Source organism: Kitasatospora sp. NPDC090091 (assembly GCF_044747365.1).
In the GTDB taxonomy this organism is placed as follows: Bacteria; Actinomycetota; Actinomycetes; order Streptomycetales; family Streptomycetaceae; genus Kitasatospora.
The window spans coordinates 203,354-218,022 of sequence record NZ_JBIVDY010000007.1 but is presented as its reverse complement, the minus strand read 5'-3'; the positions used below and the strand labels follow the sequence as shown (position 1 = coordinate 218,022).

Here is a 14,669-nt window from a genome sequence, read left to right as displayed (position 1 = left end):
CGTGTTTCCCGGGGTGCCCCGCGGTGCACATCACTTATTAGACTCGATGTCGATAAGAGGCTCCGAACCCCTTGTCGCCGCCGCTACCCGCGAGTACGTTTCCCTGAGCCGAGCCGCCACCCGCAGGTCAGGAGGGCCCTCCCATGCCCCGCTCCACGCCCGTTCCCGCCGTCGCCGCCCCGGCCTCGCGCGTCCACGACAGCCTCGTCCTGGAGCCCCGGGACGTCCGCTTCGACTGGGCCGGCCTGCCGCTGCACTGGATCCCGGACGAGCCGATGGCCACCCACGTCATCAACGTCCTCCACCTGCTGCTGCCGGAGGGCGAGCGCTGGTTCGTCAAGGTGTTCAAGGAGGCGCTGCCGCTGATCCGCGACGAGCAGCTGCGCGAGGAGGTGCTCGGCTTCATCGGCCAGGAGGCCATCCACGCCGAGGCGCACCAGGAGGTGCTGGACCACCTGCTCGGCCAGGGGCTCGACCCGCGCCCGTACGTCCGTCAGATCGCCTGGCTGTTCCAGCGGGTCCTCGGCGACAGGCCGGGCCTGACACCGGCCCGGCGGCGCGAGAACATCATCGAGCGGGTCGCCTTCGTCGCGGCGATCGAGCACTTCACCGCCTTCCTGGGCGACTGGGCGCTCAACTCCCCGGGCCTGGACCGGGCCAAGGCCGACCCGACGATGCTGGACCTGCTGCGCTGGCACGGCGCCGAGGAGGTCGAGCACCGCAGCGTCGCGTTCGACCTGATGGTCCACCTCGACCCCGGCTACCTGCGGCGGATCCGCGGGATGGCGGTCTCCGGGCCGCTGCTGGTCCACCTCTGGGTGCGCGGCGCCCGGTTCCTGCTGGCGGCCGACCCCAGCCTCGACGGACGGCTGAGGCCGTCCTGGCGCGAGGCCCGCCGGATCGCCCGGCGCGGACTGCTGCCCGATCCGGTCAAGTCGGTGCGCTCCGGCCTGCGTTACCTGCGCCCCGGCTACCACCCCACCCAGGAGGGCTCGTCCAGCCAGGCCCTCGGCTACCTGGCCACCTCCCCGGCCGCCCGCGCGGCGGCCGCCCACTGACGGTCGGGCGGGACGGGCACCCCGCGGCCGCCGAGCGGCGGCCGCGGACCGGCCCCCACCCGCCCACCTCACCCGACGCCGCCCCCCACGGACACCCAAGGACCCGCCGGATGGACCTGCACACCCCGCCCCCCGACCTCTACGGCCGCCCCCACGCCGACCGGTTCATGCGGCGGCTCACCGCCTTCGGCGACCGCTACAGCCCCGCCCTCGGCAGCCCGCTGCTGCGCCGCAACCCCCGTCGGCCGGTCGGCCGTCCCACCCCGCCGCTGCAACTGGTGGTCGCCGCCCGCCGCGAAGTCGCCGCGGACGTCGTCGAACTGCGGCTCACCGACCCCTCCGGCGGCCCGCTGCCGCGCTGGCAGCCGGGTGCGCACCTGCGTCTCACGCTCCCCTCCGGCCGCGAGCGCCACTACTCGCTCTGCGGCGACCCGGCCGAGCGCACCGCCTACCGGATCGCCGTCCGCCGGCTGCCCGGGGGCGGCGGCGGTTCGGTGGAGGTCCACGACGCCCTGCACCAGGGCACCCGCCTCACCGCCCGCCGCCCGCGCAACGGCTTCGCCTTCTGCGCCGAGCCCGCCGTCCTGCTGCTGGCCGGCGGCATCGGGGTCACCCCGCTGCTGCCGATGGCCCGCGAGGCGCAGCGCCACGGACTGGACTGGCGGCTGGTCCTGGTCGGCCGCAGCGCCGCCACCCTCCCGTACGCGGACGAGCTGGACGACCTCGATCCGCGCCGGGTCCACCGGCGCACCGACGACGAGCACGGCGGCGTGCCGACCGGCGCCGAGCTGCTCGGGTACGCCCCGCCCGGGGCCGCCGCCTACTGCTGCGGCCCGGCCCCGATGCTCGCCGCCGTCCAGGGCGCGCTGGACGGATCGCCCGCCGCCGCCCTGCACTTCGAGCGGTTCGGCGCGGCGCCGATCACCGACGGCGAGCCGTTCACCGTCCGCCTCGGCGCGGACGGCCCGGCGCTCGCCGTCCCCGCCGACCGGTCCGCCCTGGACGTGCTCCGCGAGGCCCGCCCGGACCTGCCCTACTCCTGCCACCAGGGGTTCTGCGGCACCTGCGAGGTCCGCCTGCTCGCCGGCGCGCCCGACCACCGCGACCGCCGCCTCACCCCCGAGCAGCGCGCCGCCGGCGCCCTGCTGCCGTGCGTCTCCCGGGCCGCCGAGGGCGAGACGCTCGTCGTCGACCTTTAGGGCCCTTCGACGACGCGTCAGGCCCGTCGACCCGCAGCAGCCCCGCCCCCGCAGCCCCGGACCCCAGAACAGGAGCCCCCCGCCGTGGCGAAGCCCCCGACCTTCCCGTTCACCGAGCACGACCTCGCCCGCTTCCGCGAGACCCAGCAACTCGCCTACCACTGCGCCGAGCAGGTCGCCGCCTGGATCGAACCCGGCGTCACCGAACGGCAGGCCACCGCCAAGCTGCGCCACTGCCTGGTCGGTGCGGGCGTGCAGGACTTCTTCCACGTCCCGTTCGCCTGGTTCGGCGACCGGACGGCGTTCCGGCACTTCCACACGCCGCTGCAGTTCTTCGCCGGCGGCCGCCGGCTGGAGGAGGGCATGCCGTACGTGCTGGACTGCGCCCCCGTGGTGGACGGCTACACCGCCGACATCGGCTACGGCGGCAAGGTCGGCGAGAACCGGGTCTGGGACCGGCTCGCCGCCGACCTCCAGGTCTACCGCGAGCTGATCCTGGCGGAGGTCCGCGCCCGCAAGCCGCTGAACGAGGTGTATGCGGCCGTCGACGCGCAGATCGCCGCGCACGGCTACGACAACCGGCACCAGGTCTACCCGGGCCGGGTGATCGGCCACCAGGTGACCCGGATGACCGCCCGCGGTCCCGCCGGGGTCAACCTCTTCGGCTTCGGGGTGCGTACACTCCAGACCCTCGGCCGCGAGCTGATCAGCGAGCGCCTGCACGGCCGCTCCCCGCTCTGGGCGGACGGCCGGGCGTCCCGGCACGCGCCGACCCCGGGCCTGTGGGCGGTCGAGCCGCACATCGGGTTCCGCGAGGTGGGCATCAAGTTCGAGGAGCTGCTGGTGGTCACCGAGGACGACGCGTACTGGCTCGACGACGACCTGCCGCACGTCCGGCGCTGGAGCGCGGCGGCGGGCACGCCCGCGTCCGTCCCGGCCGGGGCCGAGACCGCCCAGGAGGCGACCCGATGACGACGACCCCCCGCCGCCGGACCGTCCACTCCGGCGGGCTGCCGCTCGCCGTCTTCGAGGAGGGCGATCCGACCGGGCCCACCGTCCTGCTGGTGCACGGTTACCCCGACACGCACGCGGTCTGGGACGACGTCGCCGCCGACCTGGCCCGCGACCACCACGTGGTCCGCTACGACGTGCGCGGCGCCGGCGAGTCCGGCGTCCCGTCCGCGCGCGAGGGCTACCGGCTGGAGCAGCTGGCCGCCGACCTGTTCGCCGTCGCCGACGCGGTCAGCCCGGACCGGCCGGTGCACGTGGTGGCCCACGACTGGGGCTCGCTGCAGTCCTGGGAGGCCGTCACCGCGCCCGGCGCCGAGCAGCGGCTCGCCTCCTACACCACGATGTCCGGGCCCTGCCTGGACCACATGGGCCACTGGCTGCGCCACCGTCTCCGCCGGCCCACCCCGCGCCACCTCAAGCAGCTGCTCTCGCAGGGCGTCCACTCCTGGTACATCACCGCCTTCCACCTGCCCTACCTCGCCCCCGGCGTCTGGCGGCTCGGCCTGGCCCGCGCCTGGCCGCGCGTGCTGCGGGACCTGGAGGAGGTCACCCCGCGCGCCGGCCACCCGCAGCCCACCCTGCGGCGCGACGCCGTCCGCGGCATCGAGCTGTACCGGGCCAACATGCGGCCCGCCCTGCGCAACCCGCGCGAGCGGCCCACCGAGGTGCCGGTCCAGCTGATCACCCTGACCAAGGACCGCTACGTGGGCGCGTTCCTCTCCGAGGGGCTGGAGCGCTGGGTGCCCAGGCTCACCCGCCGCTCGCTGCACGCCACCCACTGGTCCGCCCTGCTGGAGAAGGGATCCACCGTGGCCGGAATGGTCCGCGAGTTCACCGCCGCCGTCGACGCCGGGAGGGCCGCCGAGGCGGCCGCCGCCGGCCGGCTGGTCGTGGTCACCGGCGGCGGCAGCGGCATCGGCCGGGCCACCGCGCTGGCCTTCGCCGAGGACGGCGCCCGGGTGGTGGTCTGCGACCTCGACCTCGCGGCCGCCGAGCGCACCGCCGAACTCGCCTCCCTGATCGGCCCGGTGGCCCACGCCTACCAGGTCGACGTGAGTGACGGCGACGCCGTCGACGCCTTCGCCAAGGAGGTCGCGGCCGACCACGGCGTGCCCGACGTGGTGGTCAACAACGCGGGCATCGGCCACTCCGGGACTTTCCTGCAGACCACCTCGAAGGAGTGGCAGCGCGTCCTGGACGTCAACCTCTGGGGCGTCATCCACGGCTGCCGGGCCTTCGGCACGCTGATGGCCGACCGCGGCGCCGGCGGCCACATCGTCAACGTCTCCTCGGCCGCCGCCTACCTGCCCTCCAAGGCGCTCACCGCGTACGCCACCAGCAAGGCCGCGGTCTTCATGCTCTCCGACTGCCTGCGCGCCGAACTGGCCGGCCACGGCATCGGGGTCTCCACCATCTGCCCCGGCATCGTCAACACCAACATCACCCGCACCTCCACCTTCTCGGCCACCACCGCGGCGGAGCAGGCCGCAAAGCAGGCCCGCGCCGCGAGGCTCTACGCCCGCCGCGGCTTCCCGCCCGAGAAGGTGGCCGCCGCCATCCTCGACGCCGTCCGCACCGGCCGCCCCGTCGTCCCGGTCACCCCCGAGGCCAAGGCCGCCCGCTTCCTGAGCCGCCTCTCCCCGGGCCTCCTCCGCCTCGCCGCCCGCCTCAACGTCACCTGACCGAACGGCCCCCGGACCTGCGATACCGAATCCGCGAGGGATTGCGCGGCCTCGACCGGCTGCCGACGCCTGACGAGGTGTGGGACCGCGCCATCGAGGTCCAGGCGCTCCTCACCGCCGCCGGCAACCGGCGGGCGCTGTCCGTGGCCGACCTCGTCATCGCAGCCGCGGCCGAACGCCACGGCCGCACCGTCCTGCACTACGACGGCGACTACGACATGATCGCGGCCGTCACCGGTCAGTCCACCCGCTGGGTCGTCCCGCCCGGCACGGCGGACTGAGGTCCGACGACATCGCGCCCGCGGTGCGGGGAACCGGGGCAGGATGGGTGGGCACGGGAGGCGCGAGGAGAGGACGGGCATGAGCGGGCAGCCACTCAAGGGCAAGGTCGCACTGGTGGCCGGGGCGACCCGGGGGGCCGGGCGGGGGATCGCGGTGCAGCTGGGGGCCGCCGGGGCGGTCGTGTACGGGACGGGGCGCAGCGCGCAGGGCCAGCGGTCGGAGTACGGGCGGGCCGAGACGCTGGAGGAGACCGCCGAGCTGGTCACCGCCGCGGGCGGGCAGGGGATCGCCGTCCGGGCGGACCACCTGGTGCCCGAGGAGGTGGCGGCCGTGGCGAAGCGCATCGAGGCCGAGCACGGCGGGCTGGACATCCTGGTGAACGACATCTGGGGCGGCGAGCAGCTCTTCGAGTGGGAGGTCCCGGTCTGGGAGCACGACCTCGACAACGGGCTGCGCCTGCTGCGCCTGGCGGTGGAGACCCACGCGATCACCAACCACTTCCTGCTGCCGCTGCTGCTGCGCCGCCCGGGCGGGCTGGTGGTGGAGATGACCGACGGCACGGCCGAGTACAACGGGACGCGGTACCGGAACTCGCTCTTCTACGACCTCGCCAAGTCCTCGATCCTGCGGATGGCCTTCGCCCTCGGGCACGAGCTCGGCCCGCGCGGGGCGACGGCGGTCGCGCTGACGCCGGGCTGGCTGCGCTCGGAGATGATGCTGGAGCACTTCGGCGTCACCGAGGAGACCTGGCGCGAGGCCACCGAGCGGGAGCCGCAGTTCGGCATCTCGGAGTCGCCGGCCTTCGTCGGACGGGCGGTCGTGGCGCTGGCCACCGACCCGGAGGCGGCGCGCTGGAACGGCCGCTCGCTCTCCAGCGGCGGTCTGGCCCAGGAGTACGGCTTCACCGACGTGGACGGCGGCCGCCCGGACTGCTGGCGCTACCTGCTGGACGCGGAGCGGACCGAGGGGTTCCTGGATCCGGCGAACTACCGCTGACACCGCACGGCCCCCGGGCGCGGCAGCATTCGTTCGGCGCCCGGGGGTGGTACCCAGGAGGTCGTCACCCCAAGCGACCGAAGGAGTACCCATGGCCACCGGAACCGTGCAGTCCTACAACGTGCAACACGGCTACGGCCTGATCACGCCCGACGAGGACGGGCCCGCGCTGTACGTGTACTTCGACTCGATCGTGGGGGAGGGCGACCGGGCGCTGACCGAGGGCCAGCGGGTGGAGTACGACGCGACGGAGCAGGAGGGCCGGGCCGTGGCCGAACACGTCCGGCCCCTCTGAGCAGGACGCCACGGCCGTGAGCGGTGCGGTGGTGGTCGGCTTCGGGCTGCAGCCCGCGGTCTCGGACTGACGCGGACTCAGCTGCCGTCGGCGGCCGGCGGCCCGGCGGACCTCTGCCGTCCCCTCAGCGGCCCACCCGGTCCAGCCCGGCGCGCAGCTCTTCCGGGTTCATGCAGAGGTGCAGGTCGACGTCGGCGTTGAACTCCAGCCAGAACGGCTCGCAGATGGACGGGATCGAGGCCTCGTCCGCGATGTCGATGACGACGATCTGGCACCGCCGGCCGTTGCGGGCGAACGCGTAGGCCGCCTCCGGCCGGAGGTTGGACATGATCCGCTCGAACCGCTCGCGGACCGTGCCGTCGGTGATCAGCGCGTTGGTCGTCTCGGTGTCGAGCTCGATCTCCAGCAGGGCACGCATGACGGCTGCTCCTTTCCCGGGGCTCACGGTGAGTCCGCCGGACTCCAGCGTCACGCCGCCGCCAGGGGCCCGCAATGCGACCCGGTGTCACCTGAGGCCACTTGAGGTCGCCTGCGGTCGCTGTCACCCGGGCGGGGGCGCCGGCTGGCGACCGGGCCCGGGCCGGGGCTGCACTGGAGTCGGCCGTCCCCGGCGACCCGCCGGCCCAGCGAGCAGGAGCAGCAGCCCATGGCCGTCATCGTGGTGTTCGAGTTTCCCGAGGCCACCCAGGCGCAGTACCAGGAGAGCGTGGACCGGCTGACCGGCGGAGCGGGGCTGAACTCGCCGTCGGACTGGCCGGTGCGCGGGCTGATCCTGCACGCGGCGGGCCCGACGCCGGGCGGGGGGTGGCACGTCACCGACGTCTGGGAGTCCAGGGAGGCCTTCGACCACTTCGCGGCGGTGCTGATGCCGATCCTTCAGGAGATCGGCATGCCCACCACCCCGCCGATGATCTGCGAGGCCTACAACGTCGTGACCTGACCGGCGGAGCCCACCCGCACACCGCGGACGCCGCGCGCCGCCCCGCCCCGCCGCTCAGGCCGCGTGCGGCCGGGGGTCCCCGGCGGCCGGGCCGTCCGCGGCCTCCGCCGCGCGCGCCACGTCGTGGTGGATCGGCCCGTCGCCGGTGCTCAGCGGCAGGCAGCTGCCGCCCCGCCGGTGGGCGACGATCTCCGCGGCGACCGAGACGGCGGTCTCCTCGGGCGTGCGGGCGCCGAGGTCCAGGCCGATCGGCGAGCGCAGCCGCCCGATCTCGGCCCCGGTGAGGCCGGCCTCGCGCAGCCGCTCCAGCCGGTCGCGGTGGGTGCGGCGCGAGCCCATCGCCCCGACGTAGCCGACCGGCAGCCGCAGCGCGCGCTCCAGCAGCGGGATGTCGAACTTGGCGTCGTGGGTGAGCACGCAGAGCACGGTCCGGCCGTCGATCCGCTCCAGCTGCGCGTCCAGATAGCGGTGCGGCCAGTCGACGACGACCTCGTCGGCGTCCGGGAACCGCTTGCGGGTGGCGAACACCGGGCGGGCGTCGCAGACGGTGACGTGGTAGCCGAGGAACTTGCCGATCCGCACCACGGCGGCGGCGAAGTCGATGGCGCCGAAGACCAGCATCCGCGGCGCGGGCACGTAGGACTCGACGAAGACGGTGACGGTGCCCTGCTCGTGCTCGTCGCACGGGCGGCCGTCCAGGCCGAGGACGACCCGGCCGGTGCGGCCGGCGTCCAGCATGGCCCGGGCCTCGGCGACGACGGCGCGCTCCAGGTTGGCCACGGTCGTCGGTGCGGGGGAGAGGGCACCGTGGTGGGTGTCGGCGGTGACGGCGACGGTGGCGCCGACCAGGCCGCCGGGGCCGGCGATGACCCGGGCGAGGGCCACCGGGGTGCCGGAGGCGATGTAGGCGATGCCGGCGTCGAGCGCGGGGTCGGTGCCGGGGACGACCGGCTGGACGAAGACGTCCAGCATGCCGCCGCAGGTCAGGCCGACGGCGAAGGCGTCCTCGTCGCTGTAGCCGAACCGCTCCAGGACCGGCTCGCCGGACTCGATCGCGGCCTGGCAGAGCTCGTACACGGCCCCCTCGACGCAGCCCCCGGAGACGCTGCCGACGGCCTCGCCGGCCGCGTCGACGGCGAGTGCGGCGCCCGGATCGCGCGGCGCGCTGCCGGAGACCCCGACCACCGTCGCCACGGCGAAGGAACGCCCGGACGCGTGCCAGGCCTGCAGCTGCTCGGCGATGTCCTGCATGTCGGGGAGCTCCTTCAACCTCAACGGACGGAACGGGTGGTGCCGCCGTACGGGAAACGATTCCCGTACGGCGGCGGTGCTGCTAGTGCACGCCCAGCCAGGACTTGATCGGGGTGAGCGCGAAGTAGACCACGAAGACGGCGGTCAGGATCCACATCAGCGGGCCGGGCTCGCGCCACTTGCCCTGGCCGGCCTTGATGACCGTGTAGGAGATGACGCCCGCGGCGACACCGGCGGTGATGCTGTAGGTGAACGGCATCAGGACGCAGGTGAGGAAGGCCGGGATGGCGACCTCGCGGTCGGACCAGTCGATGTGCCGGGCCTGGCTCATCATCATCGCGCCGATCACGACGAGGGCGGCGGAGGCGACCTCGACCGGGACGATGCCGGCGAGCGGGGAGAAGAAGAGCATCAGGGCGAACAGGCCGCCGGTGACGGCGGAGGCGAGGCCGGTCCGGGCACCGTCGCCGACGCCGGTGGCCGACTCGACGAACACGGTCTGCCCGGAGGCGCCGGCCAGGCCGCCGACCGCGCCGCCGGCGCCGTCGATGAACAGGGCCTTGGAGAGGCCGGGCATCCGGCCCTGCTTGTCGGCCAGGCCCGCCTCGGTGCCGACACCGATGATGGTGGCCATCGCGTCGAAGAAGCCCGCCAGGACGAGGGTGAAGACCGCGACGGAGGCGCTGATCGCGCCCATCCCCTTGCCGCCGAAGGCGCCGAACAGGTCGACGTCGCCGAAGAGGCTGAAGTCGGGGGCGGAGACCGGGCTGCCCGGCCAGACCGGCACGGAGTTCTTCCAGGCGTCGGCCGGCACGTCGGCCAACTTGTTGACGACCACCGCCAGGACGGTGCCGCCGGCGATGCCGATCAGGATGGCGCCGCGGACGTTGCGGGCCATCAGCACGAAGATCGACAGCAGCGTGACGCAGAAGATCAGGACCGGCCAGCCGGCCAGCTCGCCGGTGGGGCCGAGCGACAGCGGGGTGGGGCCGCCGGTGTGCACGAAGCCGGCCTTGTAGAGGCCGATGATCGTCACGAACAGGCCGATGCCGATGGTGATCGCGTGCTTGAGCGGCAGCGGGATGCCGTTCATGATCTTCTCGCGGAGGCCGGAGACCACCAGGAGCACGATCAGCAGGCCGTAGATGACGCACAGACCCATGGCCTGTGGCCAGGTGGTGTGCGGGACGACCAGGGCGGAGACGGCCCCGGAGACCGAGAGGCCGGCGGCCAGCGCGAGCGGGACGTTGCCCACCACGCCCATCAGGATGGTGGTGACGGCGGCCGCGAGCGCCGTGGCGGTGGTCAGCGCGGCGTGGTCCAGCTTGACGCCGGTGACGTCGGCACCGCTCAGGATGAGCGGGTTGAGCAGGATGATGTAGGCCATCGCCATGAAGGTGGTGACGCCACCGCGGAGTTCGTTGGTGAGCGTCGATCCCCGCGCGGAGATCTTGAAGTACGCGTCCAGCGCGTTCTTCGAAGGAGTCGCAGGGGCCGACGTGGGGGCGTCGTCCTCGGCGGGTCTGTCTTCAGTGGTGCCGGGCTCCGTGGGGATCCTGGTCATGTCCACTCCCAAGTGTCAAAGGGGGTTGGGGTGGGCGAGCCGACCTGACAGCCAGTCAACGAAGTTGGCACAGGGGGACGATTCGACTCACTGGGCGCACTCTGTGGCAGTGCCGGCAGTGCGAGGGTGGTGGGCACCGCTGCAGAGCCCCGGCGTGGGAGAGGCAGCGGAGTGGTGCGTTCGCATTGCTTCGGATGGTGCATGGGCGGTGCTCTTCACTGCGTTCGGTGGTGCTGCCCCGGGGCGGCGGGCCTGTGCTCGCCGTTCCCCTCGCTCGCGCTCGGAGAAGGCGGTCGCCGCCCCGGGGAGGTGTGCGGAGGTTCCGGCTAGAGGGCTTCCGGGGCCTCGGTGGTGAGGTGCTCGGGCCGGACCGGGATCCGGTTGAGCGCCAGACCGGTGGCGTTGCGGATGGCGGCCACGATCGACGGCGTCGCGGAGACGGTGGGAGCCTCGCCGACGCCGCGCAGACCGTACGGCGCGTTGGGGTCGGGCAGTTCGAGGACGTCGACCGGGATCGGCGGGGTGTCCAGGATGGTGGGGATCAGGTAGTCGGTGAAGGACGCGTTGCGCACCTTCCCGTCCTTGACGATGATCTCCTCCATCACGGCCAGGCCGAGCGCCTGGGTGCAGCCGCCCTGGATCTGGCCCACCACGGAGAGCGGGTTGAGCGCCTTGCCCACGTCCTGGGCGGCGGTCAGCTCCACCACCTTGACGAGGCCGAGCTCGACGTCCACGTCGACCACCGCGCGGTTGGCGCAGAAGGTGTACTGGACGTGGCCGAAGCCCTGTCCGGTCTCCTTGTCGAAGGGGACGGTCGGACGGTGGTGGTGCTCCCGGGTGAGGTCGATCGCCTCGTCGCCGAGCAGGTCGACCATGGAGACCAGCGCGCCGGCCGACTCCGAGACCACCTTGCCGCCGACCAGCGACAGGTCGTTCTGGGCCCAGCCGTAGCGCCGGCGGCCCTTCTCGATCAGCGCCTGCTTGACCGCCTCGGCGGCCAGCTTCACCGCGCCGCCGGTCATGTAGGTCTGCCGCGAGGCGGACGTCGAACCGGCCGAGCCGACCTCGGTGTTGGCCGGGTGGATGGTCACCTGCTCGACGCCCAGCTCGGTGCGGGCGATCTGGGCGTGGACGGTGACACCGCCCTGGCCGACCTCCGCCATCGCGGTGTGCACCATGGCGACCGGCTCGCCGCCGATCACCTCCAGGCGGACCCGCGCGGTCGAGTAGTCGTCGAAGCCCTCGGAGAAACCGACGTTCTTGATGCCGACCGAGTAGCCGACGCCGCGCACGATGCCCTCGCCGTGCGAGGTGTTGGACAGCGCGCCCGGGATCTGCCGGACGTCCAGGTGGTCGAGGTCCAGCGGCGGCGGGAGCGGCATGTCCTTGACCCGCCGGAGCAGCTCGGCGACCGGGGCCGGCGAGTCGATCTGCTGGCCGGTGGGCATGTGGTCGCCCTCGGCCATCGCGTTCAGCTGGCGGAGCTCGACCGGGTCCATGCCCAGCTCGGCGGCCAGCCGGTCCATCTGCGTCTCGTAGCCGAACGCGGCCTGGACGGCGCCGAAGCCGCGCATCGCGCCGCAGGACGGGTTGTTGCTGTACAGCGCGATGGCGTGCATCTTGACGTTCGGGATCACGTACGGGCCGTGCCCGAGCGAGGCGGCGTTGCCGACCACGGCGGGCGAGGCGGAGGCGTACGCGCCGCCGTCCAGCACGATCCGGGCGTCGGCGAAGACCAGCTTGCCGTCGCGGGTGGCGCCGTGCTCGTAGGTCATCCGCGCCGGGTGGCGGTGCACGTGGCCGAAGAAGGACTCGTCGCGGGAGTAGACGATCTTGACCGGCTTGCCGGTGTGCTGGGCCAGCAGGCAGGCGTGGATCTGCATCGAGAGGTCCTCGCGGCCGCCGAAGGCGCCGCCGACGCCGGCGAGCGTGAGCCGGACCTTCTCCTCCGGCAGGGCCAGCACGGGGGCCATCTGCTGGCGGTCCACGTGCAGCCACTGGGTGGCGATGTAGAGGTCGATGCCGCCGTCCTCGGCGGGCACGGCCAGGCCGGACTCCGGGCCGAGGAAGGCCTGGTCCTGCATGCCGACCTCGTAGGTGCCCTTGACGATGACGTCGGCCATCGCACGGACCTCGTCCGTCACGCCGAGGCCGGAGACGAGCTTCTGCTCGTGGCAGATGTTGCCGTACCCGTGGGACTTGTACTCGTGCGGCTCGTGCACGTAGCCGTGGGTCTCCGGGTCGAGGCACTGCTCCTCGGTGGTGATCGGGGTGAGCACCTCGTACTCGACCTTGATCTTCTTCACCGCGCGGCGGGCCGTCTCCGGGTGGTCGGCCGCGACCAGCGCGATCGCCTCACCGTGGTAGCGGACCTTGTCGATCGCCAGGGCCGGCTGGTCCTGGATCTCCAGGCCGTAGTACTTGGAGCCCGGGATGTCGTCGTGGGTGAGCACCGCGTAGACGCCCGGCACCTTGAGCGCCTCGGAGATGTCCACACTCAGGATGTTGGCCCGGGGGTGCGGCGAGCGCAGCGCCATACCCCAGAGCATGTCCTCGTGCCACATGTCGGACGAGTACGCGAACTCGCCCTTGACCTTCAGGTTGCCGTCCGGGCGCAGCGGCGAGCCGCCGATGCCGTCCTTGCTGGCCTGGTTGATGTTCTGGAGGTTCTTCTGACCCTGGATGGTGCGAACGCTCATTCCGAGACCGCCTTACCGGCGCACTTGCGGGCGGAAGCCAGCCGCACCGCGTCCATGATCTTCTCGTAGCCCGTGCAGCGGCAGAGGTTGCCCGACAGCGCCTCGCGGATGTCGTTGTCGCTCGGCTGGGCGTCCCGCTCCAGCAGGGCGTCGGTCTGCACCAGCAGACCCGGGGTGCAGAAGCCGCACTGCACGGCGCCGGCGTCGACGAACGCCTGCTGGACCAGGCCCAGCTCGCCGGTCTCCTCGGCCAGGCCCTCGACGGTGCGGACCTCGCGGTCCTGCACCTGGCCGGCCGCGACCAGGCAGGAGCAGACCGGCACGCCGTCCAGGTAGACGGTGCAGGAGCCGCACTCGCCCTGCTCGCAGGCGTTCTTCGAACCCGGGAGGCCGACCCGCTCGCGCAGGACGTACAGCAGGCTCTCGCCCTCCCAGACGTCGTCGGCCTCGACCGGCTTGCCGTTGGCGGTGAAAGTGACCCTCATGCCGCGCTCCTGATCTGCTTGCTGTAGTCGTTCCAACACCAGGTGAGGGTGCGGCGGGCCATCACGGCCAGCGAGTGGCGCCGGTAGTCGGCGGTGCCGCGGACGTCGTCGATGGGGGAGGCGGCGTCCTTCACCAGCTCGCCGAACCGCTGGATCACCTCGGCGCCCAGCAGGTCGCCGGACTCCCAGAGCCCGCGCTCGGCGAGCACGCCCTGCAGGTACTCCTCGGCCTCGACGGCGCGGCGCGGCGTGGGGGCAGCCGAACCGATACCGGTGCCGACGGTGCCGTTCCTCGGGTGGAGGGCGAAACCGAAGGCGCAGACCGCGATCACCATCGCGTTGCGGGTGCCGATCTTCGAGAACTGCTGCGGGCCGTCCGCCACCGGGATGTGCACGGCCCGGATCAGCTCGTCCGGCTCCAGGCTGTTGCGCTTCACGCCGACGTAGAACTCGTCGATCGGGATCATCCGGGTGCCGCGCACCGAGCCGGCCTCGACGAAGACGTCGCGCCCGGCCGCCAGCAGCGCGGGGTGCGCGTCACCGGCCGGGGAGGCCCCGCCGAGGTTGCCGCCGACACCGCCGCGGTTGCGGATCTGCGGGGAGCCGACGGTGTGGGCCGCCAGCGCGAGGCCCGGCAGCGGGCCGGACAGCTCGTCGATGATCCGGGTGTACGGGACGGAGGCACCGAGCCGGACGACGCTGCCGTCGTTCGACCATTCGGTGAGCTCGGTGATGCGGTTCAGGTCGAGAATCGCGGATGGCCGGTGCACGTCGAAGTTCATCTCGACCATGACGTCCGTACCGCCCGAGATGGGCAGCGCGGTCGGGTACTCAGCCTTCACCGCGAGTGCCTCGTCCCAGGTAGCGGGCCGAAGGAACTCCATGCGGGTGTCTCCTCAAGTCGTTGCTGCCGGACGGTGGGCACAGTGCCCGCTTCCGGTGTTCGGACTGTGCTACTGCTTTGTCGCCTTCGCTTTGCGTCCTGGTCACCCGGATGTGTCCGGCGGCTTGTGGCCAGTGAACCGCTGTGACGGGGCCCACTGGGAGTCACCGATGGCATGAAGCCCCGGCTGTGGTGCCGCCCGGCATCCTGTACGTTCCTCTAAGGAGGACAATCGCGCAGCCCAGCTGTTTACGGGGCGCTACCTACGACCGTAATCCGGCCGTGATTCCCAAGCTATGGGCCCGTGATCCGGGCACTCGTCGG

General features: G+C 73.0%; 13 protein-coding genes and 1 pseudogene. 8 read left to right on the top strand and 6 right to left on the bottom strand.

Going from position 1 to position 14,669, the window contains the following annotated elements:
• Positions 1-143: 143 nt before the first annotated feature.
• The 7 genes and pseudogenes from ACIPSC_RS14640 (at position 144) to ACIPSC_RS14610 (ending at position 6,523) form a co-directional block, all read left to right on the top strand.
• A complete protein-coding gene (locus ACIPSC_RS14640) occupies positions 144-1,058 on the top strand; it encodes a metal-dependent hydrolase (protein WP_400825835.1) in 915 nt (304 codons plus the stop codon).
• 110 nt (positions 1,059-1,168) lie between these two features.
• Positions 1,169-2,257, top strand: coding sequence for a PDR/VanB family oxidoreductase (locus ACIPSC_RS14635; protein ID WP_400825834.1), 1,089 nt, complete (start codon positions 1,169-1,171; stop codon positions 2,255-2,257).
• Between the two features lie 84 nt (positions 2,258-2,341).
• Positions 2,342-3,229 (top strand): M24 family metallopeptidase, encoded by an 888-nt coding sequence (locus ACIPSC_RS14630; RefSeq protein ID WP_400825833.1) that lies wholly within the window; start codon positions 2,342-2,344, stop codon positions 3,227-3,229.
• On the top strand, positions 3,226-4,950 hold the full coding sequence (locus ACIPSC_RS14625; RefSeq protein WP_400825832.1) for an SDR family oxidoreductase: 1,725 nt from the start codon (positions 3,226-3,228) through the stop codon (positions 4,948-4,950). The genes ACIPSC_RS14630 and ACIPSC_RS14625 overlap by 4 nt, the downstream gene beginning before the upstream one ends.
• A gap of 26 nt (positions 4,951-4,976) precedes the next feature.
• Positions 4,977-5,231: pseudogene (locus ACIPSC_RS14620) on the top strand (PIN domain-containing protein); the annotation flags it as partial.
• A gap of 79 nt (positions 5,232-5,310) precedes the next feature.
• Entirely contained in the window at positions 5,311-6,228 is a 918-nt protein-coding gene (locus ACIPSC_RS14615) for an SDR family oxidoreductase (protein ID WP_400825831.1), read from the top strand.
• Positions 6,229-6,319: 91 nt separating this feature from the next.
• Positions 6,320-6,523 carry a cold-shock protein gene (locus tag ACIPSC_RS14610; protein ID WP_400825830.1) on the top strand — a complete coding sequence of 68 codons (204 nt, stop codon included), beginning with the start codon at positions 6,320-6,322 and terminating at the stop codon, positions 6,521-6,523.
• Between the two features lie 124 nt (positions 6,524-6,647).
• On the opposite strand, the gene ACIPSC_RS14605 is transcribed toward ACIPSC_RS14610, so the two are convergent.
• Positions 6,648-6,941: a hypothetical protein gene (locus ACIPSC_RS14605; RefSeq protein WP_400825829.1), complete on the bottom strand. Its 294-nt coding sequence runs from the start codon at positions 6,939-6,941 to the stop codon at positions 6,648-6,650.
• A gap of 228 nt (positions 6,942-7,169) precedes the next feature.
• Here ACIPSC_RS14605 and ACIPSC_RS14600 point away from each other — a divergent pair, with 228 nt between their 5' ends.
• Positions 7,170-7,463 (top strand): hypothetical protein, encoded by a 294-nt coding sequence (locus ACIPSC_RS14600; RefSeq protein ID WP_400825828.1) that lies wholly within the window; start codon positions 7,170-7,172, stop codon positions 7,461-7,463.
• Between the two features lie 54 nt (positions 7,464-7,517).
• Here the strand turns inward: ACIPSC_RS14600 and ACIPSC_RS14595 are convergent, their stop codons facing one another.
• The 5 genes from ACIPSC_RS14595 to ACIPSC_RS14575 all read right to left on the bottom strand — a co-directional run bounded on the left by ACIPSC_RS14595 (position 7,518) and on the right by ACIPSC_RS14575 (position 14,346).
• Complete coding sequence (locus ACIPSC_RS14595; protein WP_400825827.1) at positions 7,518-8,714, bottom strand: XdhC family protein; 1,197 nt, start codon at positions 8,712-8,714, stop codon at positions 7,518-7,520.
• 82 nt (positions 8,715-8,796) lie between these two features.
• Complete coding sequence (locus tag ACIPSC_RS14590) at positions 8,797-10,278, bottom strand: NCS2 family permease (RefSeq protein WP_400825826.1); 1,482 nt, start codon at positions 10,276-10,278, stop codon at positions 8,797-8,799.
• 326 nt (positions 10,279-10,604) lie between these two features.
• Positions 10,605-12,977, bottom strand: a complete 2,373-nt coding sequence (gene pucD / locus ACIPSC_RS14585; protein ID WP_400825825.1) for a xanthine dehydrogenase subunit D — start codon at positions 12,975-12,977, stop codon at positions 10,605-10,607.
• On the bottom strand, positions 12,974-13,462 hold the full coding sequence (locus ACIPSC_RS14580) for a (2Fe-2S)-binding protein (protein ID WP_400825824.1): 489 nt from the start codon (positions 13,460-13,462) through the stop codon (positions 12,974-12,976). Before ACIPSC_RS14580 ends, pucD begins: the two co-directional genes overlap by 4 nt.
• Complete coding sequence (locus tag ACIPSC_RS14575; protein ID WP_400825823.1) at positions 13,459-14,346, bottom strand: FAD binding domain-containing protein; 888 nt, start codon at positions 14,344-14,346, stop codon at positions 13,459-13,461. The genes ACIPSC_RS14580 and ACIPSC_RS14575 overlap by 4 nt, the downstream gene beginning before the upstream one ends.
• Between the last annotated feature and the right edge of the window lie 323 nt (positions 14,347-14,669).

Excerpts from the sequence above, each read along its gene's own strand:
- ACIPSC_RS14640 (WP_400825835.1), top strand. The coding sequence starts at position 144 with ATGCCCCGCTCCACGCCCGTTCCCGCCGTCGCCGCCCCGGCCTCGCGC.
- pucD (WP_400825825.1), bottom strand. The coding sequence starts at position 12,977 with ATGAGCGTTCGCACCATCCAGGGTCAGAAGAACCTCCAGAACATCAAC.
- ACIPSC_RS14605 (WP_400825829.1), bottom strand. The coding sequence starts at position 6,941 with ATGCGTGCCCTGCTGGAGATCGAGCTCGACACCGAGACGACCAACGCG.
- ACIPSC_RS14625 (WP_400825832.1), top strand. The coding sequence starts at position 3,226 with ATGACGACGACCCCCCGCCGCCGGACCGTCCACTCCGGCGGGCTGCCG.
- ACIPSC_RS14595 (WP_400825827.1), bottom strand. The coding sequence starts at position 8,714 with ATGCAGGACATCGCCGAGCAGCTGCAGGCCTGGCACGCGTCCGGGCGT.
- ACIPSC_RS14610 (WP_400825830.1), top strand. The coding sequence starts at position 6,320 with ATGGCCACCGGAACCGTGCAGTCCTACAACGTGCAACACGGCTACGGC.
- ACIPSC_RS14580 (WP_400825824.1), bottom strand. The coding sequence starts at position 13,462 with ATGAGGGTCACTTTCACCGCCAACGGCAAGCCGGTCGAGGCCGACGAC.
- ACIPSC_RS14590 (WP_400825826.1), bottom strand. The coding sequence starts at position 10,278 with ATGACCAGGATCCCCACGGAGCCCGGCACCACTGAAGACAGACCCGCC.
- ACIPSC_RS14615 (WP_400825831.1), top strand. The coding sequence starts at position 5,311 with ATGAGCGGGCAGCCACTCAAGGGCAAGGTCGCACTGGTGGCCGGGGCG.
- ACIPSC_RS14575 (WP_400825823.1), bottom strand. The coding sequence starts at position 14,346 with ATGGAGTTCCTTCGGCCCGCTACCTGGGACGAGGCACTCGCGGTGAAG.
- ACIPSC_RS14635 (WP_400825834.1), top strand. The coding sequence starts at position 1,169 with ATGGACCTGCACACCCCGCCCCCCGACCTCTACGGCCGCCCCCACGCC.
- ACIPSC_RS14600 (WP_400825828.1), top strand. The coding sequence starts at position 7,170 with ATGGCCGTCATCGTGGTGTTCGAGTTTCCCGAGGCCACCCAGGCGCAG.